General features: G+C 72.8%; 17 protein-coding genes. 7 read left to right on the top strand and 10 right to left on the bottom strand.

Features of this window, described 5'->3' with window-relative positions; all coding sequences use genetic code 11:
- Positions 1-207 precede the first annotated feature (207 nt).
- Entirely contained in the window at positions 208-1,431 is a 1,224-nt protein-coding gene (locus FHS37_RS20890; protein WP_184823523.1) for a L,D-transpeptidase, read from the top strand.
- A 184-nt stretch (positions 1,432-1,615) separates the two neighbouring features.
- The gene (locus FHS37_RS20895; RefSeq protein WP_184823525.1) at positions 1,616-2,362 is read left to right on the top strand and encodes a DUF6227 family protein; all 747 of its coding nucleotides are present in this window, start codon (positions 1,616-1,618) and stop codon (positions 2,360-2,362) included.
- Between the two features lie 18 nt (positions 2,363-2,380).
- On the opposite strand, the gene FHS37_RS20900 is transcribed toward FHS37_RS20895, so the two are convergent.
- The 5 genes from FHS37_RS20900 to FHS37_RS20920 all read right to left on the bottom strand — a co-directional run bounded on the left by FHS37_RS20900 (position 2,381) and on the right by FHS37_RS20920 (position 8,644).
- Entirely contained in the window at positions 2,381-2,698 is a 318-nt protein-coding gene (locus FHS37_RS20900; protein ID WP_184823527.1) for a hypothetical protein, read from the bottom strand.
- Positions 2,699-2,827: 129 nt separating this feature from the next.
- Complete coding sequence (locus tag FHS37_RS20905; protein WP_184823528.1) at positions 2,828-5,023, bottom strand: PTS fructose transporter subunit IIABC; 2,196 nt, start codon at positions 5,021-5,023, stop codon at positions 2,828-2,830.
- 124 nt (positions 5,024-5,147) lie between these two features.
- Positions 5,148-6,095, bottom strand: coding sequence for a 1-phosphofructokinase (pfkB, locus tag FHS37_RS20910; protein ID WP_184823530.1), 948 nt, complete (start codon positions 6,093-6,095; stop codon positions 5,148-5,150).
- Positions 6,092-6,853, bottom strand: coding sequence for a DeoR/GlpR family DNA-binding transcription regulator (locus tag FHS37_RS20915; RefSeq protein ID WP_184823532.1), 762 nt, complete (start codon positions 6,851-6,853; stop codon positions 6,092-6,094). The genes pfkB and FHS37_RS20915 overlap by 4 nt, the downstream gene beginning before the upstream one ends.
- A 261-nt stretch (positions 6,854-7,114) precedes the next feature.
- Positions 7,115-8,644, bottom strand: coding sequence for an MFS transporter (locus tag FHS37_RS20920; RefSeq protein ID WP_184823534.1), 1,530 nt, complete (start codon positions 8,642-8,644; stop codon positions 7,115-7,117).
- A gap of 62 nt (positions 8,645-8,706) precedes the next feature.
- Between FHS37_RS20920 and FHS37_RS20925 the strand changes: the two genes are divergently transcribed.
- Positions 8,707-9,726: a helix-turn-helix transcriptional regulator gene (locus tag FHS37_RS20925; protein ID WP_184823536.1), complete on the top strand. Its 1,020-nt coding sequence runs from the start codon at positions 8,707-8,709 to the stop codon at positions 9,724-9,726.
- A 22-nt stretch (positions 9,727-9,748) separates the two neighbouring features.
- Here FHS37_RS20925 and FHS37_RS20930 read toward each other — a convergent pair whose 3' ends face one another.
- A complete protein-coding gene (locus FHS37_RS20930) occupies positions 9,749-10,489 on the bottom strand; it encodes a TetR/AcrR family transcriptional regulator (protein ID WP_375372311.1) in 741 nt (246 codons plus the stop codon).
- 564 nt (positions 10,490-11,053) lie between these two features.
- Positions 11,054-12,052: a sigma-70 family RNA polymerase sigma factor gene (locus FHS37_RS20935; RefSeq protein WP_184823538.1), complete on the bottom strand. Its 999-nt coding sequence runs from the start codon at positions 12,050-12,052 to the stop codon at positions 11,054-11,056.
- Positions 12,053-12,245: 193 nt separating this feature from the next.
- Between FHS37_RS20935 and FHS37_RS20940 the strand changes: the two genes are divergently transcribed.
- On the top strand, positions 12,246-12,764 hold the full coding sequence (locus FHS37_RS20940; protein WP_184824086.1) for a GNAT family N-acetyltransferase: 519 nt from the start codon (positions 12,246-12,248) through the stop codon (positions 12,762-12,764).
- Between the two features lie 18 nt (positions 12,765-12,782).
- Here FHS37_RS20940 and FHS37_RS20945 read toward each other — a convergent pair whose 3' ends face one another.
- On the bottom strand, positions 12,783-13,544 hold the full coding sequence (locus FHS37_RS20945; RefSeq protein WP_184824088.1) for a dioxygenase family protein: 762 nt from the start codon (positions 13,542-13,544) through the stop codon (positions 12,783-12,785).
- Positions 13,545-13,687: 143 nt separating this feature from the next.
- Between FHS37_RS20945 and FHS37_RS20950 the strand changes: the two genes are divergently transcribed.
- A complete protein-coding gene (locus tag FHS37_RS20950; RefSeq protein WP_184823540.1) occupies positions 13,688-14,203 on the top strand; it encodes a MarR family winged helix-turn-helix transcriptional regulator in 516 nt (171 codons plus the stop codon).
- A 151-nt stretch (positions 14,204-14,354) separates the two neighbouring features.
- Here FHS37_RS20950 and FHS37_RS20955 read toward each other — a convergent pair whose 3' ends face one another.
- On the bottom strand, positions 14,355-15,908 hold the full coding sequence (locus FHS37_RS20955) for an MFS transporter (protein ID WP_184823542.1): 1,554 nt from the start codon (positions 15,906-15,908) through the stop codon (positions 14,355-14,357).
- Between the two features lie 165 nt (positions 15,909-16,073).
- On the bottom strand, positions 16,074-16,715 hold the full coding sequence (locus FHS37_RS20960; protein WP_184823544.1) for a TetR/AcrR family transcriptional regulator: 642 nt from the start codon (positions 16,713-16,715) through the stop codon (positions 16,074-16,076).
- 304 nt (positions 16,716-17,019) lie between these two features.
- Here FHS37_RS20960 and FHS37_RS20965 point away from each other — a divergent pair, with 304 nt between their 5' ends.
- Positions 17,020-18,336, top strand: a complete 1,317-nt coding sequence (locus tag FHS37_RS20965) for a M6 family metalloprotease domain-containing protein (protein WP_184823546.1) — start codon at positions 17,020-17,022, stop codon at positions 18,334-18,336.
- Positions 18,337-18,440: 104 nt separating this feature from the next.
- Positions 18,441-20,162 carry an IclR family transcriptional regulator domain-containing protein gene (locus tag FHS37_RS20970; protein WP_184823548.1) on the top strand — a complete coding sequence of 574 codons (1,722 nt, stop codon included), beginning with the start codon at positions 18,441-18,443 and terminating at the stop codon, positions 20,160-20,162.
- The last annotated feature ends 79 nt before the right edge of the window (positions 20,163-20,241 follow it).

Below are 20,241 nucleotides of genomic sequence, written 5' to 3' on the forward strand. Positions count from 1 at the left end.
GGGGCCGGGAGGGGCGGGGAGGGGGCGGGGGCGGGCCCCGCCCCCGGCGGGTCTCCTCCCGGCTCCGGGTTCCGAGCAGGCGATTGTCCCGGTTCTGTCACCGTGCAGCCGTTCACGGCGGTCGGTGGAACCCAGGTGGGGGTCACTCCCCTCTTCCCTCACGTAATCGGAGCGGATCACCCACATCACTCGAACCTGGAGCAGCCCGTGACAACGCCGGACATTGCAGCGCGGCGCGCACTGGTGGCCTGTGCCGCCCTGGTGGTCGGCACCTTCACCCTCACCGCGTGCAGCGGCAGCGCGAACGCCGGTGGGGAGGACGACGGCAAGAGCGGCAAGGGCTCCGCGAAGACGTCCGTCGCGGAGATAGCCATCTCGGCGAAGGACGGTTCGACCGGTGCGTCCATCAACACCACCGGGGTGAAGGTCAGCGGCGGCCGACTGACGGAGGTGAGGATGACGGTGGCGGAGACGGGAGAGGCGGTACCGGGTTCGCTCTCCGCCGACGGGCGCGCCTGGAAGCCGAAGGAGCAGCTGGAGCGCGGGACGAAGTACCGGATATCGGCGGCGGCGGAGAACGGCGACGGCCGTACCTCGGCGGCCGATTCCACCTTCACCACCGTCACCCCGGCGAACAGCTTCATCGGCACGTACACGCCGGACGACGGCACCACGGTCGGGGTGGGGATGCCGGTGTCGTTCACCTTCGACAAGGCCATCACCGACAAGAAGGCCGTGCAGTCGCGCATCACCGTCACCTCCAGCAGCGGGCAGAAGGTGGTCGGGCACTGGTTCGACGCACAGCGGCTGGACTTCCGGCCCCAGGAGTACTGGAAGGCCGGCTCCAAGGTCACGATGAGGATCGACCTGGACGGCGTCGAGGGCGCGAACGGCGTCCACGGGGTGCAGAAGAAGACGGTGACCTTCACCGTCGGGCGTTCACAGGTCTCCACGGTCGACGCCGCCACCCAGACCATGACGGTCGTGCGGGACGGGAGGACGATCAGGTCCGTCCCGATCTCGGCGGGCGACGCGCAGCACACCACGTACAACGGGCAGATGGTGATCTCCCAGAAGTTCACCGAGACCCGGATGAACAGCCAGACGGTCGGGCTGGGCTCCGAGTACGACATCCCGGACGTGCCGCACGCGATGCGGCTGACCAGGTCCGGCACCTTCATCCACGGCAACTACTGGTACAACAAGGGCAATCCGCCCTTCGGCCGACAGGGCACCAGCCACGGCTGCGTCGGTCTGCAGGACGTGCAGGGCGCCCGGGGCGACACCCCCGGCAAGTGGTTCTACGACAACTCCCTGCTCGGGGACGTCGTGATCGTGAAGAACTCCCCCGACAGCACGGTGGCGCCGGACAACGGCCTCAACGGCTGGAACATGGAGTGGAGCCAGTGGGTGGCGGGCAGCGCCGTCTGAGCGGCCGGTGACGGCGTACCGGCTGAGCGGGCTCTTCGGGGGGCCGGTTCGGGCCGCGTGGGAATCTTTCACGCGGCCCGCTCGTTTTGTCTCCGTACGTTTTCTCGGTTCCCGGACATGATGTCCGGCCGAAGGGCTACGGTATGCACCCACAAGGTGACATGCAGCGACGCCGGGAGAAACCTTGAGCGTTCCGTACGAGACGGCAGCGTACGAAGCACCCGACTCGCCCGAGTCTCCGGAGGAGCACCTCGCGCGACTCCTCGGCCGCGCCCTGAACTCCTTCGAGCTGCCGGACGAGACGATGCGGCGGCTGGACTGCGCGCTCGCGCACGACGGTTCGCTGCACTCCGCGCACCACAGCGCGGGACTGCACCGGGAGACGTACCGGCACACCTGGCTGCTCGCCGACGGCTCCGCGCTCACGCTCTGGGAGCTCGTCCACAACACCGCGCCGGGCAGCGAGCCGCAGCACGAGCTGTACGTCGACGAGGAGGAGCTGCGCACCGCCACCTCCCGGCTGCCGCTGCCGCCGGACGCCCCGGACTTCGAGCTGCCGGTGACGGTGCAGCTCCCCCCGGTGCCCGCGCCCCGGCACGTGTACGTACCCGACGGCTCGGCGGATCACGCGCGCCGCTTACTGCGGCGCGCGGAGAACCTCGACCGGCCGGGTCCGGAGACGGCCGAGCTGCTGGCCACGGCGTTCGCGTACCAGATCACGCAGGCCTTCGGCCGTCCGTCCCAAGCAAGGCGCTCGGCGCTGTGCTTCTCGCTCTACGAGCACGCGTTCCTGCTGCGTGACGGCAGGGAGGTCTCCCTGTGGGAGGTCGAGCACACGGCCACGCCGGACGGACGGCACATGTGCGAGGTGTACGTCGACGAGGACGCGGCCCGGGACGCGATGGAGCGGCGGGCGGCGCAGGTTCCCTGACGGTGCGGGCGGAGACGCTCAGCCGCTCTCGCCGAAGCGCCGCACCAGCCCCGCGAACGCGTCGCGTTCCGCCGGGGTGAGCCGCACCGTCTCCGCGCGCGGACCCGTCTGCCGCTGTCTCGGTATCACCGGAACCGCCGGGGGCGCCGGAGTCGCGGGGACCGGTGCGCTTCCGTGGCGTCCGTGTCCGTGGTGTCCGTGCCGTCGGGCGGCCTCGGCGCGCGCACGTCCGCGTCCGCGCCGCAGCGCCTCCGCCAGGCCCGCCACGCAGGCCACGGCCACCAGGGTGAGGGCGGCGGTGCCCGTCGTCCTCAGGATCGTGTCGTGCTCAGACATGCGCCCCAGTACACACCACGGTCCGGGGTCGTGACCCCGGACCGTGAGGAGAGTGATCTATCTCGCAGTCGGCATGAATCGCCCACATGCCCCCAAAGGAGCAATCCGCCGTCGCTCCGTCGGGACGCCCTACGCGGCCACCGGCTGCTCCGCCTGCGCCGGTGAGGCCGGTGCGCCCTCGCCGGGACCGGCCGTGCCCGCTCCCGCGGCCGGCTTGCGCAGGCCCTTCAGGACGAGCACCAGGGCCGCCGTGACGCAGACGCCCGCGGCGATGGCGACCAGGTAGAGGAGCGGGTTGCCGATCAGCGGGACCACGAAGACGCCGCCGTGCGGGGCGCGCAGCGTGGCGCCGAAGGCCATGGACAGGGCGCCGGTGACCGCGCCGCCCGCCATCGAGGCGGGGATCACGCGCAGCGGGTCGGCGGCGGCGAACGGGATCGCGCCCTCGGAGATGAAGGAGGCGCCCAGCACCCAGGCGGCCTTGCCGTTCTCCCGCTCGGTCCGGTCGAAGAGCTTGCCGCGGACCGTGGTGGCCAGGGCCATCGCCAGCGGCGGGACCATGCCGGCCGCCATCACCGCGGCCATGATCTTCATCGCGGAGTCGCTGGGGCTCGCGACGGCGATACCGGCCGTGGCGAAGGTGTACGCGACCTTGTTGAGGGGGCCGCCGAGGTCGAAGCACATCATCAGGCCGAGCAGGGCGCCGAGCAGGACGGCGTTGGCGCCGCTGAGGCCGTTCAGCCAGTCGGTCATGGCCTTCTGCGCCTCGGCGATGGGCTTGCCGATGACCACGAACATCAGGAAGCCGACGACCGCCGAGGAGATCAGCGGGATCACCACCACCGGCATGATGCCGCGCAGCGCCGTCGGGATGCGCGCCTTCTGGATCGCGAGCACCACGCCACCGGCGAGCAGGCCGGCCGCGAGGCCGCCGAGGAAGCCGGCGTTGACGGTGAGCGAGATCGCGCCGCCGACGAAGCCGGGGACGAGGCCGGGCCGGTCGGCCATGCCGTAGGCGATGTAGCCGGCCAGGACCGGGACGAGGAAGCCGAAGGCGACGCCGCCGATCTGGAAGAGCAGGGCGCCCCAGCTGTCGGCCTGGGTCCACACGAAGTGGTCCATGACCGACGGCGCCTTGTTGATCTCGTAGCCGCCGATCGCGAAGCCGAGGGCGATGAGGAGGCCGCCCGCCGCGACGAACGGGACCATGTAGCTGACGCCGGACATGAGCCAGGTGCGCAGCTTGGTGCCGTAGCCCTCGCCGGATCCGCCGGTGCGCTCCACGGGCGTACCGCCGGACGCGTCGGTCGCGGCGGCCGCGGTGCTCTCGCCGCGTTCGGCCCTGCCGCGGACCTCGGTGATCAGTTCGGCGGGGCGGTTGATGGCCGCCTTGACCCCGGTGTCGACGGTCGGCTTGCCCGCGAAGCGGTCCTTCTCCCGTACGGGGACGTCGTGGGCGAGGATCACGCCGTCCGCCGCCGCGATCACGGCCGGGTCGAGCCGGGTGAACCCGGCCGAGCCCTGCGTCTCGACGACGACCTCGACGCCCGCCTCCCGTCCGGCGTTCTCCAGTGACTCGGCCGCCATGTAGGTGTGGGCGATGCCGGTGGGGCAGGAGGTGACGGCGACGATCCGGAACGGGCGGTCCGCACCGGTCCCGGCGTCGCCGGTGCCCGTGACGGCACCGGCGGAGGCCGCCGCCGGTGCCGCCACGGAGTCTGCGGATCCGGAGCCCGGGTCCGAGTCCGAGCCCGTGTCGGAGCCCGGGCCCGTGTCGGAGCCCGGGCCCGTGTCGGAGCCCGGGCCCGAGCCGGAGTCGTTCCCGGCCGCTGTCGCCGGCGTCGCCGCCGCGTCCGCGGCGGTGCTTCCGCCGGCCGCGGGCGGCTCGTCCCCGCGGATGAGCGCCGCCGCGGCCGACGCGTCGTCCACCGCCCTGAGCGCGTCGGTGAACTCGGTGTTCATCAGCTGCCGGGCCAGCGACGACAGGATCGTCAGATGGGCGTCGTCGGCACCGGCCGGTGCGGCGATGAGGAAGATCAGGTCGGCGGGGCCGTCCGCCGCGCCGAAGTCGATCCCGGCGGCGCTGCGCCCGAAGGCGAGCGTCGGCTCGGTGACGTGCTCGCTGCGGCAGTGCGGGATGCCGATGCCTCCGTCGAGGCCGGTCGGCATCTGGGCCTCGCGGGCGGCGACGTCGGCGAGGAAGCCCTCCAGGTCGGTCACCCGGCCCAGGGCCACCATGCGTGCGGCGAGGGCGCGCGCCGCCGCTTCCTTGGTGTCGGCGGACAGGTCGAGGTCGACCAGGTCCGCGGTGATCATGTCGCTCATCGCGGGCTCCTTCGCACGCGTATCGCCCGTGCAGCGGGGTGGGCGGAAGAGGGGACGGGGGTGCGGTGGGGGGTGACGGGAAGGGAGAAGGGGAAGAAGGCGGGGGAGGGGATCTCACGGGCGTTCACGACACCGGCTCCTTCAGTACGCGGTCCACCGGCACGTCCGCCGTGACGGTCACCGCGGCCGGGTCCAGGTCGTCCGGTGTCGGCATCACGCTGCCGGGCAGTCGGACGGCCGCCGCTCCGTGCGCGACCGCGGAGGCGAGCGCGTCCGGTCCGCGTCCGCCGGCGACGAGGAAGCCGGCCAGCGAGGAGTCGCCCGCGCCCACGTTGCTGCGGACGGTGTCCACCCGCGCGGTGCCGAACCAGGCGCCGTCCTCGGCCACGAGCAGCTGCCCGTCGGCCCCCAGACTGGCGAGGACGGCCGCCGCGCCCGTCGCGCGCAGTTCCTCGGCGGCCTTCAGCGCGTCGCCCACGGTGGTCAGCGGGCGCCCCACGGCCCCGGCGAGTTCCTCGGCGTTCGGCTTCACCACGTCGGGCCGCTCCCGCAGGGCCGCGAGCAGCGCCGGTCCGGAGGTGTCCAGGGCGATGCGCACGCCGGCGGCGTGGGCCCGCGCGACGAGGTCGGCGTACCAGGAGGGCGCGAGGCCCCGCGGCAGGCTGCCGCAGCAGGCGATCCAGGCCGCGCCCCGCGACTGCCGCCGCACCGTCTCCAGGAGCAGTTCCTGCTCGGCCGCGGTCAGTTCCGGGCCGGGCGCGTTGATCTTCGTCAGGACGCCGTCCGCCTCGGCGAGCGCGATGTTGGAACGGGTGGCCCCGGCGACCGGGACCGGCGCCACCTCGATGCCCTGGGCGTCGAGGAGATCGGCGACCAGGGCGCCCGGTGCGCCGCCCAGGGGCAGGACGGCCACCGTGCGCCGGCCCGCCGCCGCGACGGCGCGCGAGACGTTGACCCCCTTGCCGCCCGGGTCCACGCGTTCGCCGCTGGCCCGGACGACCTCGCCGCGGTCCAGCGAGGGCACCTCGTAGGTGCGGTCCAGGGAGGGGTTGGGGGTGACGGTGAGGATCATGCGCGTACCACTTCCGTGCCGCCGCGCTCGATCGCGGCGGCGTCTTCCGGGCTCAGCCCGCTGTCGGTGATCAGCAGGTCGACGTCGCTCAGGTCGCCGAAGCGGGCGAAGTGCTCCTGACCGTGCTTGGAGGAGTCGGCGAGCAGCACCACGCGGCGGGCGGCGGCCATCGCCGCGCGCTTCACCGCGGCCTCGGCGAGGTCGGGGGTGGTCAGGCCGTACCCGGGGGAGAAACCGTTGGCGGCCACGAACAGCACGTCCGCGCGGATCTCGCCGTACGCGCGCAGCGCCCAGGCGTCGACGGCGGCGCGGGTGCGGTGCCGTACGCGGCCCCCGACGAGGTGGAGCTGGATGCCGGGGTGGTCGGCGAGGCGGGCCGCGACGGGCAGGCTGTGGGTGACGACGGTGAGGGAGAGCTCCACCGGGAAGGAGGCGGCCAGCCGCGCCACCGTGGATCCGGCGTCGACGATCACCGTGCCCTCGCCGGGGAGTTCGGCGAGGGCGGTCCTGGCGATGCGGTCCTTCTCGTCGGCCGCGGTCGTCTCGCGCTCGGCGAGGTCCGGTTCGAAGTCGAGGCGCCCGGCGGGGATGGCCCCGCCGTGCACCCGGCGGACCAGGCCCGCGCGGTCGAGGGCCTTCAGGTCCCGGCGGATCGTCTCGGCCGTCACCTGGAAGTGGTCGGCCAGCGAGACCACGTCCACCCGGCCGCCGTCGCGGGCGAGCCGCAGAATCTCCTGCTGGCGCTCCGGCGCGTACATGTCCGCTTGCCTCCGACCATGCCCGAACGTGTTGCTTTACTCGGAGAGTACGCCCGAATGCCCGGGAAGTAAACAGAGAACGGCCCGTCCGGACATGAACGGGCGTCCGATTGTGTCTGCTCTTCCTGTCACTCACGCCGGAAGGGCCCGCTCACGCCGGAAGGGCCCGCTCACGCCGGAAGGGCCCGCTCACGCCGGAAGGGCCCGGCACCCCGTGACTCCGCAGGGGTGCCGGACCCTTCCGCCGGTGAGGACGCGGGCTCAGGACACGAGCTCGCGCTCGCGCTCCTGTCCCACCGCCGGGACGGCCCCGTCCCCGGTCCCGTCCCCCTCCACGTGCTGCGCCGGACGCTTCGGCAGGGCGAACATCAGCAGGAAGATCAGGCCCATCACCGCGGCCACCCAGCCCAGCGCGTGCTGGAAGCCGTCCACGAACGCCGGGCCGACCTCCGCCGGGGCGAGCCGCTCGTCGATCACGCCGAAGAACACCACCGACACCAGGCCGAGGCCCAGCGCGTTGCCCATCTGCTGCACGGTGTTGATCAGGCCCGACGCCGACCCGGCGTGCTCACGCGGCACCTCGGACAGCACCGCGTCGGTCAGCGGGGCGACGATCAGGCCCATGCCGACGCCCATGACCACGAGCGGGAGGGCCATCTGCCAGGAGGTGACGGACAGGCCGTACCGCTCGGCCTCCCAGAGGTAGAGGAGCACGCCGGCCGCCATCACCAGGGCGCCCGCCTGGAGCACCTTGCGGCCGTAGCGCGGGACCAGCGTCTGCACCGACACCCCGGCCGCCGCGGAGACGGCGACGGAGAAGGGCACACCGGTCAGCCCGGCCCGCAGTTCGCTCCAGCCCAGGCCGATCTGCAGGTACAGCGTCCAGACCAGGAAGAAGATCCCGAGCCCGATGCCGAACACCGTCTGCACCGCGATGCCCGCCGCGAAGCTCTTCACCCTGAACAGCGACAGCTCGATCAGCGGGGAGCCGTCCCGCCCGCCCTTGGCCCGCTCGTACGCCACCAGCGCCGCGAAGACCACGAGCGCGCCGGCCATCGACACGTACCCCCACAGCGGCCAGCCCAGTTCACGGCCGCGGGTGAGCGGGTAGAGCAGCATCAGCAGGCCCAGCGTCACCAGCGCGACGCCGACGAGGTCCAGCTTCAGGGCGCGCGGGGCCTTCGACTCGGTGATGAAGCGGCCGCCGAGGACGAGGGCCGCGACGCCGACCGGCAGGTTGATCAGGAAGATCGGCCGCCACCCGAGCCCGAACAGGTTCCACTCCGTCAGCAGTGCGCCGAGCAGTGGCCCGGAGACCGCGCCCAGGCCGACGATCGCGCCGAACAGCCCGAACACCTTGCCGCGTTCGTGCGCCGGGAAGGTCGCGTGCACGATCGACAGCACCTGCGGCACCATCAGCGCCGCCGTGGCGCCCTGCAGGATGCGGGAGGCGACCAGCATCTCCGGGTTCACGGCGAGTCCGCACAGCGCGGAGGCGAGGGTGAAGCCGCCGACGCCGACGAGGAAGACCCGCTTGCGGCCGTGGATGTCGCCGAGCCGGCCGCCGGTGACGAGTCCGGCGGCGAAGGCCAGCGCGTATCCCGCGGTGATCCACTGGATCTGGCTGAAGGTGGCGCCCTCGTCGCGCTGGATCGACGGGATCGCGATGTTGACGATCGTGACGTCGACGAGGTCCATGAAGGCCGCGGTCATCACGATCGCCAGGGCGAACCAGCGGCGGCGGTCGCCCGCGACGGGCTGCGGTGCGTGCGGGGTCTCGGTGGAGGTCATGTCCCGACGCTATGGGCCGTGTAGGACAGTTCGTGTCCTAGTTCCGGGGCATCCTCGGATCCATGACGACGGACACCCCCGCCCGGCTCCTGACGCTCCTCTCCCTCCTCCAGACGCCCCGCGAGTGGCCCGGCGGCGAGCTGGCCGAACGGCTCGGGGTCTCCCGGCGCACCATCCGGCGGGACATCGACCGCCTGCGGGAGCTCGGCTATCCCGTGCAGGCGACCTTCGGCGCGGACGGCGGCTACCGGCTGGTGGCCGGCAAGGCGCTGCCGCCGCTGGTGCTCGACGACGAGGAGGCGGTGGCCATCGCGGTCGGGCTGCGCGCCGGCGCCGGACACGCGCTGGAGGGCGTGGACGAGGCGTCCGTGCGGGCGCTGGCCAAGCTGGAACAGGTGCTGCCGGGCCGGCTGCGCCACCGCGTCAGCACCCTCCAGGCCGCGACCACTCCGCTGACCAGCGGCGACGGGCCGAGCATCGCCCCCGAGACGCTGACCGTGATGGCCTCCACGGTGGCCGGGCGCGAACGGCTGCGGTTCGCCTACCGCGCGGCCGACGGCACCGAGTCCCGGCGCGTGACGGAGCCGTACCGGCTGGTGTCGACCGGGCGGCGCTGGTACCTCGTGGCCTACGACCTCGACCGCGCCGACTGGCGCACGTTCCGCGTGGACCGGGTGAGCGAGCCGTTCGCGACGGGGGCGCGGTTCGCTCCGAGGGAGCTGCCGACCGGGAGCGCGGCGGAGTACCTGCGGCGGTCCATGAACCGGACGCAGGAGTCGTACGAGCTCGTCGTCACCTTCGCCGCACCGGCCGGGGTCGTCGCGGCCCGGCTGCCGGGGTGGCTGGGCACGCCCGAGCCGCTGGACGAGCGGAGCTGCCGGCTGCGCGCCACGGTCAGCGACGCCAAGGACTGGACGGCGGTGCGGCTGGCGATGCTCGGCCACGACTTCACCGTGCAGGAGCCCCCCGAACTCGTGGAGGAGGTGAGGAAGCTGGGGGAACGGCTGACCAGGGCGGCGGGACAGGCGGATCGGGTGGACCGGGCAGGGACGGCAGGGCGGGCGGGAGGGGCCGGGCGGTGAGGTGCTCCGGCCGCCGGTCGCGTCACGTGCCCGCCGTCCAGTCCCCCCAGGGGAGGTCCCGGAGCGCCGCGAGGTTGGCCAGCGCCAGTTCCGCCGGCCCCCGCGGGCCCTCGGGGGGACCGTCGCCCACCGCCCAGACCTCCATGGCGGAGCGCACGGCGGAACCGGCGACGGCGGCGGCGAAGCGCAGCCGGGCGGCGGCGGCAACGTTGTCGGAGTCGTACCGCAGTCGACCACGCGTCACCCGGTCCGCCAGCACCTCCGTCAGGCTCCGCTCCGACGCCTGGCACACCTCGGCCCACACCCTGCGCAGGGACGGGTCCTCCTCGGCCAGCCGGATCAGGGTGCGCACCCACCCCCAGGAGGCCGCCGACACCCCGCGGCCGGGCGTCAGCGTGTGGCGTACGGCGTCCTCCAGGGCCTGCGGCAGGGGGACCTCCGCGGGAGCGGTGCGCACCGCCTCCACCCAGCGCTGGGCGCCGGCCGCGTAGAGCGGGCCGACGGCCTCCTCCTTGCAGGTGAAGTACCGGTAGAAGGTGCGCGGCGCGACACCGGCCGCCTGGGCGATGTCCTCGGCACGGGTGGCCCGCAGACCCTGCCGGACGAAGAGGGCGGCCGCCGCGCGGGCGATCTCCATACGGGTCTCGGCCTTGCGCCGCTCGGTCAGCGAGGGCGCGGGAGACGGGGAGAGGGAGGGCGCGGAAGACAGGGAAGAGGACGAAGAGGACGGGGAAGGGGTCGTCGTCGGGGTGGTGCTGCTCACGCTCGGCAGGCTATGCCCATGTGGCAGAATCTGCCATCTGGCGGGCCACCCCGGGGTTCAGGTTCGGGGTGGCCCGCTCTCCAGTCGCGCCGGCACGTGCCCGGCCCCGTCGGCAGGTGCCCGGACACGAGGGAGCCGGGCCCGGCGCCCGGGGGGAAGGGCGCCGAACCCGGCTCTGGAAGGTCCCGGCGCCGGGGGGGGTGTGCGACGGGACGTGGCTCAGGGGTGGCATGGGCTCAAGCGGTCCGGAAGTCGGGGTTCCGACGCCCGGTTTCCTGGGCTCGGAGTTCTTTTTCCCGGGGCCCAGCGGGTTGAAGCGGCGCGGAACCGCCATGTTTTGCGCGGTCTTTCGCCACCCGGCGTACGCGGCCGGGGCGGGAATGCGGCCCACCGCTCCCACACCGGCATGCGGCGATGGTACGCGCCCCACGGCCCGCATGACGGCATTGCCCCGCTCCCACGGCCCGCGCGCTTGCCCCGCGCCTACGGCCCGTGCGACGACGTCACCCGCCGTCACGGTCCGCGATGACGGCGCGGAACCCGCCCCGGCCCGCGCGGCGGTCATCACGCCGCCGCGTCGAACCCGGTGTCGCGGGCCAGCTTCTTCAGCTCCAGCAGCGCGTGCTTCTCGATCTGGCGGATGCGCTCGCGGGTCAGGCCGTGCTCCTTGCCGACCTCGGTCAGCGTGCGCTCCCGGCCGTCCTCGATGCCGTAGCGCATCTTGATGATGGAGGCCGTGCGCTGGTCGAGGCGGCCGATCAGGTCGTCCAGCTCCTCGCTGCGCAGCAGCGTCAGCACCGACTGCTCCGGCGACACCGCCGACGTGTCCTCCAGGAGGTCGCCGAACTGGGTCTCGCCCTCGTCGTCCACCGACATGTTCAGCGAGACCGGGTCACGGGCCCAGTCGAGCACGTCGACGACGCGCTCCGGCGTGGAGCCGAGCTCGGCGGCCACCTCGGTGGGCTCCGGGTCACGGCCGTGCTCGCGGTTGAACTCGCGCTGCACGCGCCGGATCCGGCCGAGCTCCTCCACGAGGTGGACGGGCAGGCGGATGGTGCGCGACTGGTCGGCTATGGACCGCGTGATGGCCTGACGGATCCACCAGGTGGCGTACGTCGAGAACTTGAAGCCCTTGCGGTAGTCGAACTTCTCGACCGCGCGCACCAGACCGGCGTTGCCCTCCTGGATCAGGTCGAGGAGCGGCAGCCCGCTGCGGGGGTAGCGGCGGGCCACGGCGACGACCAGGCGGAGGTTGGAGCGGATGAAGACGTCCTTGGCCCGCTCGGCCTCGTCGACCAGGGCCTGGAGCTCCTCGGGGGTGGCTCCGGCCTTGTTCTCCTCGTACCCGTCGAGGATCTGCCGCGCGAACACACCCGCTTCGATGATCTGGGACAGCTCGACCTCCTTGGCGGCGTCGAGCAGCGGCGTGCGCGCGATCTCGTCGAGGTACATGCCGACCAGGTCGCGATCGGCGATCTCGCCGCTGTGGGCGCGAACACTGCTTGCCGAGTCGACCGTCTCGCCGGCGGCGGACTGACGACGGGCGACGGCACGGGTTGCCATGCGTGCTCCCTTGCGATGGTGAGGTCAGCGGGTGGTCCTGCGGACGCTCGGCACGTTCGTCAGGTCCCTCCGGACTCTGGTCGGGTGCCCTGCATCCGTGGGAAACAACGACTGGAATCAGGACAGAATTCCCAACCCGCCCTCCGATTTTTCTGATCATGCAGTACCCTGTCCGCCCACACAGGGAGGCAGGATCGTGCCGGAGCGTGCAGAGGTCCAGGTCAGGCCGGGGGTGGAGGGGGACCTCGAGGCCCTCACCGATCTCTACAACCACTACGTGAACGAGACGGCGATCACATTCGACACCGCGCTCTTCACCCCGGAAGAGCGCCGCCCCTGGCTGCTCTCCCACCCTGTAGACGGCCCGTACCGCCTGTTGGTTGCCACGGGCGCCGACCCCCGGCGGATCCTGGGGTACGCCACGTCGAGCCCGTTCCGGGCCAAGCCCGCCTACGCGACCTCGGTGGAGACGACGGTCTACGTCGCCCCGGACGCCGGCCGGCGCGGCGTCGGCACGCTGCTCTACCGGGGCCTCTTCGAGGCCCTGGCCGGCGAGGGCCTGCACCGCGCCTACGCGGGCGTCGCCCAGCCGAACGAGGCCTCGACGCGGCTGCACGAGCGCTTCGGGTTCCGGCACGTCGGCACGTACCGGGAGGTGGGCCGCAAGTTCGGCCGCTGGTGGGACGTGGCCTGGTACGAGAAGGAGCTCTGACCCCGGCCGCGCGACCGCTCAGCCGAACTGCACCGACCGCTTCGCCAGCCCCATCCAGAACCCGTCGATCACGGACTTCTGCTCCCCGAGCTCACCGGCGGCGTCCGCGGCCCCCATGGTGACGAAGAGCGGGGCGAAGTGCTCGGTGCGCGGGTGGGCGAGCAGGCCGGCCGGGGACTTGCGGGTGAAGTCGAGCAGCGCGTCCACGTCGCCGGACTCCAGCGCCCGCCGCCCCCAGTCGTCGAACTCCGCCGACCAGGCCGGGACGCCGCCCTGCCGCAGCGCGGCCAGGTTGTGGGTGAAGAACCCGGAGCCGATGATCAGCACGCCCTCGTCGCGCAGCGGTGCGAGCCTGCGCCCGATCTCCATCAGACGCACCGGGTCCAGGGTCGGCATGGACACCTGGAGGACCGGGATGTCGGCCTCGGGGAACATCTCGACCAGCGGGACGTAGGCACCGTGGTCCAGGCCCCGGTCGGGGACGTCCTGGACGGGCATGCCGGGGGCGCGCAGCAGCCTCCGCACCGAGTCGGCGAGCGCGGGGGCGCCCGGGGCACCGTAGGTCACCCGGTAGTAGTGCTCGGGGAAGCCCCAGAAGTCGTAGACGAGGGGGACCGTCCCGGTGGCGCCGAGGGCGAGCGGGGCCTCCTCCCAGTGGGCGGAGACGACGAGGATCGCCTTCGGACGGGGCAGCCCCGCGGACCAGGCGGCCAGTTCGCCGGGCCAGACCGGGTCGTCGGCCAGGGGCGGGGCGCCGTGGCTGAGGTAGAGCGCGGGCATGCGCTCCTGAGTTGCGGCGGTCATGACGGCGACTCCTTCCGACGGTGCGAGGCCGATCGATTTGCTTGAAACCTCAAGTTCCACCATCGACCCTACGCCTCATTTGTTTAACTTTCAATGAGGCTGGACGTAAAGTGGAATGCATGAAGACGGCATCCGGATCGGCACACGCCGAGGAACCCCGCTGGCTCACCGACGAGGAGCAGCGCGTCTGGCGCTCGTACATCGAGGCCGCCACCCTCCTGGAAGACCACCTCGACCGCCAGCTCCAGCGTGACGCGGGAATGCCGCACGTCTACTACGGCCTGCTGGTCAAGCTCGTCGAGTCCCCGCGCCGGCGGCTGCGGATGACGGAACTGGCGAAGTCGGCGAAGATCACCCGCTCCCGCCTCTCGCACGCCGTCGCCCGCCTGGAGAAGAACGGCTGGGTGCGCCGGGAGGACTGCCCCTCCGACAAGCGGGGCCAGTTCGCGGTGCTGACGGACGAGGGCCACGAGGTGCTGCGCCGGCACGCCCCCGGCCACGTGGAGGCCGTGCGCCAGGCGGTCTTCGACCGGCTCACCCCGCAGCAGCAGAAGTCCCTCGGCGAGATCATGCGGATCATCGCCGAGGGACTCGAGCCGAGCGAAGCGGGTGCGGACCTGCCCTGGCTCCGCTGACGAGGCGGGAGCCGGGGCAGGTCCGGGGAGACCGTACGGACGGGGCGTCCCCTCCTCGTCCGTACGGTTGGTCCGAAGGGGTACGCACGGACCGGAGCCGTCGTAGGTACGGACCGGAACCGTCAGCGGACGACAACCGGAACCGGAACCGTCAGTGGACGACCACCGGCACCGCCACTTCCTCCCCGGCGGTCTCGTCCGAGGACGAGGCGACCGCGGTGCCGCCCGGCCGGCCGGCGTTGACGAGGGTCAGGGCGATGGCCGCGGCCACCACCAGGATCCCGACGGCGAACCAGATCGCGCTGGTGTAACCCTCCACCTGCGCCTGGAGCTGGACCAGCTGCTGCTGGGAGCGGCTCGTGGCGCCGCCGATGTGGTCGGCGACGTAGGACGTGGTGGCCGAGGCCGCGATCGTGTTCAGCAGGGCCGTGCCGATCGCGCCGCCCACCTGCTGCGAGGTGTTGACCATCGCGGAGGCGACCCCGGAGTCGCGGGGCTCGACGCCCTGCGTGGCCAGGGACATGGCCGGCATGAACGCCGTGCCCATGCCGAGGCCGAGCAGCAGCATCGCAGGCAGCAGCAGGGCCGTGTACGAGGAGTCGATCTCCATCCGGGTCAGCAGCAGCATGCCCAGGGCGGCGACCAGGAAGCCGGGGCCCATCAGCAGCCGGGGCGCGACCCGGGTCATCAGACGGGTGCCGATCTGGGTGGATCCCGTGATCATGCCCGCGATCATCGGCAGGAAGGCGAACCCGGTCCTGACCGGCGAGTACCCCTTCACGATCTGCAGGTAGTAGGTCAGGAAGAGGAACAGGCCGAACATCGCGATGATCGCGAGGCCGAGCGAGAGGTAGATCCCACCGCGGTTGCGCTCGGTGACCACGCGCAGCGGCAGCAGCGGCGCCTTGACCTTGGCCTCGGTCAGCACGAAGGCGACGAGCAGCACGGCGGAGGCGACGAACATGCCGACGGTCACGGAGTCGCTCCAGCCGTCGGACTCGGCGCGGGTGAAGCCGTAGACCAGCGCGACCAGCCCCAGGGTGGACAGCACCACGCCGGGGACGTCGAGCGGCGAGCGGTTGCGGCCGCCCTCCGGCTCGCGGACGACGAAGTACGCGCCGGCCGCGGCGACGACGGCGAACGGGATGTTCACGAAGAACGTCCAGCGCCAGTCCAGGTACTCGGTGAGGAAACCGCCGAGGATCAGGCCGACGGCGCCGCCGCCACCGGCGATCGCACCGTAGATGCCGAACGCCTTGGCGCGCTCCTTGCCGTCGGTGAACATCACCGCGAGCAGGGACAGCGCGGCGGGCGCGAGCAGCGCGCCGAACACGCCCTGCAGGGCGCGGGCACCGAACATCATGGCCTCGTTGGTGGCCGCGCCGCCGAGCGCGGAGGCCGCGGCGAAGCCGCCCAGACCGAGCACGAAGGCCCGCTTGCGGCCCCACAGGTCGGCTATCCGCCCGCCGAACAGCAGCAGTCCGCCGAAGGCGAGGGCGTAGGCGGTGACGACCCACTGGCGGTTGCCGTCCGAGATGCCCAGGTCCTGCTGGGCGGAGGGCAGGGCGATGTTCACGATGGTGGCGTCCAGGACGACCATCAGCTGGGCGATCGCGATGAACACGAGCGCTCTCCAGCGGTTGGCGTCGGGCGAACCGGGAGCGCCGAGGGCCTTTCCGGGTGCCGATGAGGCTGTTTCAGACATGGGGGTACCCACTTCGGGACTTCGTGACGGAAATCGGGACGGTGTGACGGAAAAAAAGGTGTAGTCAGGGAGCGGCCCGTCCCCGGGGACGGCCGCTGGAGTCGGTGCCCGTCATCCGGACGGGCGGACGTGTGTGCGTGTGTGTGCGTCAGGGCTCGCTGTCGCTCAGCTGCGCAGATCCTCCACGGTCACGGCCGCACCCGGCAGGACGGTCCGGGCCGGAGCCCGCATCCCGTCCAGGAACAGCTGAAGATGGCGGTGGACGAAGCGGTCGGCGTTCATGCAGCCGGTGCCGGCCGGGGGCCGGCTCAGCTGGGCGACACCCACCATGAGGTCGCCGTACTCCACGTCGGCACGGAGCTGACCGGCCGCCTTGGCGCGGTCCATGAGCTGTGCGACGAGGCCCTCGGCACGCCGGCGCGCGTCCTCCAGGTCGGGGTGGTGCTGGTCGAAGGTGCTGGAGACCATCGGGCACAGTGCGCTGATCCGCTCGTCGGCGGCGGTGTGCGCGAAGCGCTCCAGCGCTTCGAAGGCGTCCCCGGTCTCGGCGAGCGCCAGCTCGGCCGCCCGCACCGTACGGTCCATCACGGAGCAGACGACCTCGCGCACCAGTGCGTCGCGATCGGGGAAGTTGCGGTACACCGTGGCGTTGCCGACGCCGGCCCGGCGGGCGACCTCGTCGAGCGGCACGTCGGGGCCGAACTCGACGAACATCTCCCGGGCGGCGGTGACGATCCGCTCCCGGTTGCGCAGGGCGTCGGCGCGGGGCCGGGGCGCCTTGCGCGGCACGGGGGTGGCGGTCTGCACGGTGCACTCCTCGGTTGCTGTGGCTTGTCGGTTGTCACCTCCGCGGCGATCCGGGGAGGGAATCCCCGGATCGCGCGGACACAGGTCTAAACGGGGAAACGATCCCCGGTTATTTCCCGCCCCGAAGAGTTTTCCTGTGACGCCCCTCACACGCGCCCGCCCGCGGCTCCCCGCACGCGCCCCCCGTCCCGGGACCGCCCCACGATCGGCCCCTCCAGCGAGCGCCCGCGCACCCGGTGACGCAGGGTGATCGAAAGGGTGCAGTCGGAGACCGACGACTGCCGTGTGGAGCGGAGGTCCCCGCATGCAGTCGCAGCCGAGCCGACGCCGGATATCCCCGCGCCGCCTGGCCGCCCTGACCTCCGTGACCGTACTGACCCTCGCCGTCGCCACCTCGGCCGGCAACGGCCGCCTCTCCTCCGGGACCTCGGCCGTCGGCGCCGGACCGAGCCCCCTGTCCCGCTCCTCCGCGCACGGCCCCTGCATGATCAGCGGCGACCGCGAGATCCAGATGTCCGAGGGCATTCCCACGCCTCCCGGTTACACCCGCTCCACCGGCATCGTCCGCGCCCTCACCCTGATGATCGACTTCCCCGACGCCCGCGGCGAGGGCGACGCCCTGGACCGCTACGGGGAGTTCTTCCCGCAGACCCGGGAGTGGTTCCGCACCAGCTCCTACGGCCGCCTCGACTACCGCCCCGAGATCCCCATCCCCGACTGGCTGCGCATGCCCCGGTCCTTCCGCGCCTACGGCATAGAACGGGGCGCCCCCTTCGACCCCGGCTACCGCGAACTGGTCCGCGACATCGTGGAGGCGGCCGACCCCGAGGTGGACTTCCGGGCGTACGACCTGCTGAACGTGCTGGTCACCCCCAACGCCGGCCCGCCCGCCCTGGACACGGTCCTGTCCGTCACCTTCGCCGGCAACACCGAGGCCCCGAGCGCGGACGGCGTCCCGGTCTCCAACGCCTCCTTCGTCTACTCCCGCCAGGACGACGGCTCCGGCTCCTACGACCGCACCGGCTACCGCGTCCTGCCGCACGAGAACGGCCACGTCTTCGGCCTGCCCGACCTGTACACGGCCGAGGGCGGCGGCGCGGTCGGCCACTGGGACATCATGAGCGAGGACTGGGGCGCCAACAACGACCTCCTCGCCTGGCACAAGTGGAAGCTGGGCTGGCTGGACACGGCCCAGGTCGGCTGCGCGGCGGACGCGGGGACGAGGGAGTACACCCTGACGCCGCTGGCGAAGCCCGGCGGCCCCAAGCTCGTCTTCGTCCCGCTGGACGAACGGTCCGGCTACGCCGTCGAACTGCGCACCCGCGCGGGCAACGACGAGGTGGTGTGCCGTCCGGGGGTGCTGATCTACAAGGTCGACGCGGACGTGGACACGGGCATGGGCCCGATCACCGTCTACGACTCCCGCCGCGACAGCGGCGGCTGCACCCGCAGCCCGAACGTCCACGCGGAACTGTCGGACGCGACGTTCACACCGGGCGAGAGCTTCGTGGACCGGCGGGAGGGGATCCGGGTGGCGGTGGTGGCGGCGGACACGGACGGAAAGGGCGAGCAGGAGTACCGGGTGCGGGTGACGCGGGAACAGCCGACCTCACAGGGCTGATCCGGAACCGGAGCGGGCGGCACGGAGGGAACGACGCCGACGGAAGGAACGACGCCGCCCGCCGACTACCGTAGGCCTGCCGCGACCGCCGTACCGGAGAACCGATGCCCGCCCACACCCCGCACGACGCCCGGCAGCAGGCCGAACCCCCGGCTGAGGCGGTCACCCCGCTGCTGCGCGGAATCGCCGTACTGCGCCGCCTGACCGAGGCGGCGAGCGGCACCGACGCCCCGGACGACACGCACGGCGCACACGCCACGGACGGCACACTGAGCCTGAGCGCCCTGCAACGGGCCACCGACCTCCCCCGCTCCACCGTCGACCGGATCACGTCCACCCTCGCCCACATGGGATACGTCCGTGTCGACGGCCGGGACGTCACCCTCGCCCCCCGCCTGATGGAACTGGGCAACGCCTACCTGGCCGCGCTGCGCCTGCCGGCGCTGCTGTCCGCCCGCGCGGAGGCCCTGGCCGACGAGTTGGACGAATCCGTGTCGCTGGCGGTCGCCGACCGCGACGGCATCCGCTTCATCCACCAGGCGACCCGCCGCCGCGCGCTGTCCCTCAGCTTCCGCATCGGCGACCTGCTCCCGGCCGAACGCACCGCGCCCGGCCCGCTGTTCGCCGCCGAGTGGGCACCGCAGGAGTGGCGGGCCTGGCGGGCACGGCGTGCGGCGGACCCGCGGGACCGGAGCTTCCCGGCCCTGCCTCCCCGCGAACACCCAGCCCCCGACCCGGACTTCGAGCACCGCGCGGAAGCGGCCGCGCGGACCGGCTGGTCCCTGGACGACCAGTTGATCGAGCCAGGCCTGGTCGCGGTCTCGGTCCCGGTGCGCGACCCCCGCACCGGCCGGACGGTCTGCGCGGCCAGCGTGGTGAGCCACACCAGCCGCCGCACGGCACAGGACCTGCGCGACGCCCTGCTCCCCCGCCTGCGCGCGGCGGTGACGGACATGGAACACGCCCTGCGCACCGCCCCGCTCCCCGCCCCCGACCCGGCCGCCCCCTCGGGCCTGGCGCTCTGGACGGGCGCGTCGAAGCAGGAGCTGGGCCGGGACTTCGTGGAGTCACTGGCGCGCGGCCTGACGGTCCTCACCGCCTTCGGCGAGGGCAGGGCGGAGCTGACCCTCACCGAGGTGGCGAAGGCGACGGGCCTGGCCCGGGCCACCGCCCGCCGGGCACTGATCACCTACGAACACGAGGGCCTGGTGACGTCACGGGAGGGCAGGTTCACCCCGACCCCCCGCGTCCTCTCCCTGGGCTTCCCGCCCCTGTCCCGCATCACCCTCCCCCGGATCGCCGAGCCCCACCTGGCCGCGCTGGCCCATCGCGTCCACGAGTCGGCGTCGCTGGCGGCCCTGGTGGACGGGGGCACGAAGGTCCAGTACACGGCCAGGGCGACCACGCCCCGCGTGATGAGCATCGACATCACCGTGGGCACGCGCCTCCCGGCGTACGCGACCTCCCTGGGCCGGGTCCTCCTGGCGGACCTGCCGGAACAGGACCGCGCGGCGGCCGACCTCCGCCCCCTCACCCCGCACACGCTCACGGACCCGGCGACCCTGACCCGCGCCCTGGACAGGGTCCGCGCCGAGGGCTACGCCCTGGTCGACCAGGAGTGGGAGGAGGGCCTGCGCGCGATCGCGGTCCCGGTGCGCGACCGCGCGGGCCGGGTGGTGGCCGCGGTGGACGCGGCGACCCACGTGGCCCGCCGCTCGGTGGAGGAGTGCACCGAGCTCATCCTGCCCGCCCTCCGGGAGACCGCCACCCGCATCGAAGCGGACCTCCACACCGCCTCCCGCTTCACCCGCGTCCCCTCGGCCTGATGACCTCCACCCTCACGACCGCCTATCCGGTACCCTGACGCGTGTGGTCCTCACGGACCACAGGGGCTGCGCACGCGGC

The organism is Streptomyces griseomycini (genome assembly GCF_014203535.1).
In the GTDB taxonomy this organism is placed as follows: domain Bacteria; phylum Actinomycetota; class Actinomycetes; order Streptomycetales; family Streptomycetaceae; genus Streptomyces; species Streptomyces griseomycini.

What these genes read in the sequence shown, in the direction of transcription:
- FHS37_RS20900 (WP_184823527.1), bottom strand. Translation starts at nt 2,698, where the DNA reads ATGTCTGAGCACGACACGATCCTGAGGACGACGGGCACCGCCGCCCTC.
- FHS37_RS20905 (WP_184823528.1), bottom strand. Translation starts at nt 5,023, where the DNA reads ATGAGCGACATGATCACCGCGGACCTGGTCGACCTCGACCTGTCCGCC.
- pfkB (WP_184823530.1), bottom strand. Translation starts at nt 6,095, where the DNA reads ATGATCCTCACCGTCACCCCCAACCCCTCCCTGGACCGCACCTACGAG.
- FHS37_RS20915 (WP_184823532.1), bottom strand. Translation starts at nt 6,853, where the DNA reads ATGTACGCGCCGGAGCGCCAGCAGGAGATTCTGCGGCTCGCCCGCGAC.
- FHS37_RS20920 (WP_184823534.1), bottom strand. Translation starts at nt 8,644, where the DNA reads ATGACCTCCACCGAGACCCCGCACGCACCGCAGCCCGTCGCGGGCGAC.
- FHS37_RS20925 (WP_184823536.1), top strand. Translation starts at nt 8,707, where the DNA reads ATGACGACGGACACCCCCGCCCGGCTCCTGACGCTCCTCTCCCTCCTC.
- FHS37_RS20935 (WP_184823538.1), bottom strand. Translation starts at nt 12,052, where the DNA reads ATGGCAACCCGTGCCGTCGCCCGTCGTCAGTCCGCCGCCGGCGAGACG.
- FHS37_RS20945 (WP_184824088.1), bottom strand. Translation starts at nt 13,544, where the DNA reads ATGCCCGCGCTCTACCTCAGCCACGGCGCCCCGCCCCTGGCCGACGAC.
- FHS37_RS20950 (WP_184823540.1), top strand. Translation starts at nt 13,688, where the DNA reads ATGAAGACGGCATCCGGATCGGCACACGCCGAGGAACCCCGCTGGCTC.
- FHS37_RS20955 (WP_184823542.1), bottom strand. Translation starts at nt 15,908, where the DNA reads ATGTCTGAAACAGCCTCATCGGCACCCGGAAAGGCCCTCGGCGCTCCC.
- FHS37_RS20965 (WP_184823546.1), top strand. Translation starts at nt 17,020, where the DNA reads ATGCAGTCGCAGCCGAGCCGACGCCGGATATCCCCGCGCCGCCTGGCC.
- FHS37_RS20970 (WP_184823548.1), top strand. Translation starts at nt 18,441, where the DNA reads ATGCCCGCCCACACCCCGCACGACGCCCGGCAGCAGGCCGAACCCCCG.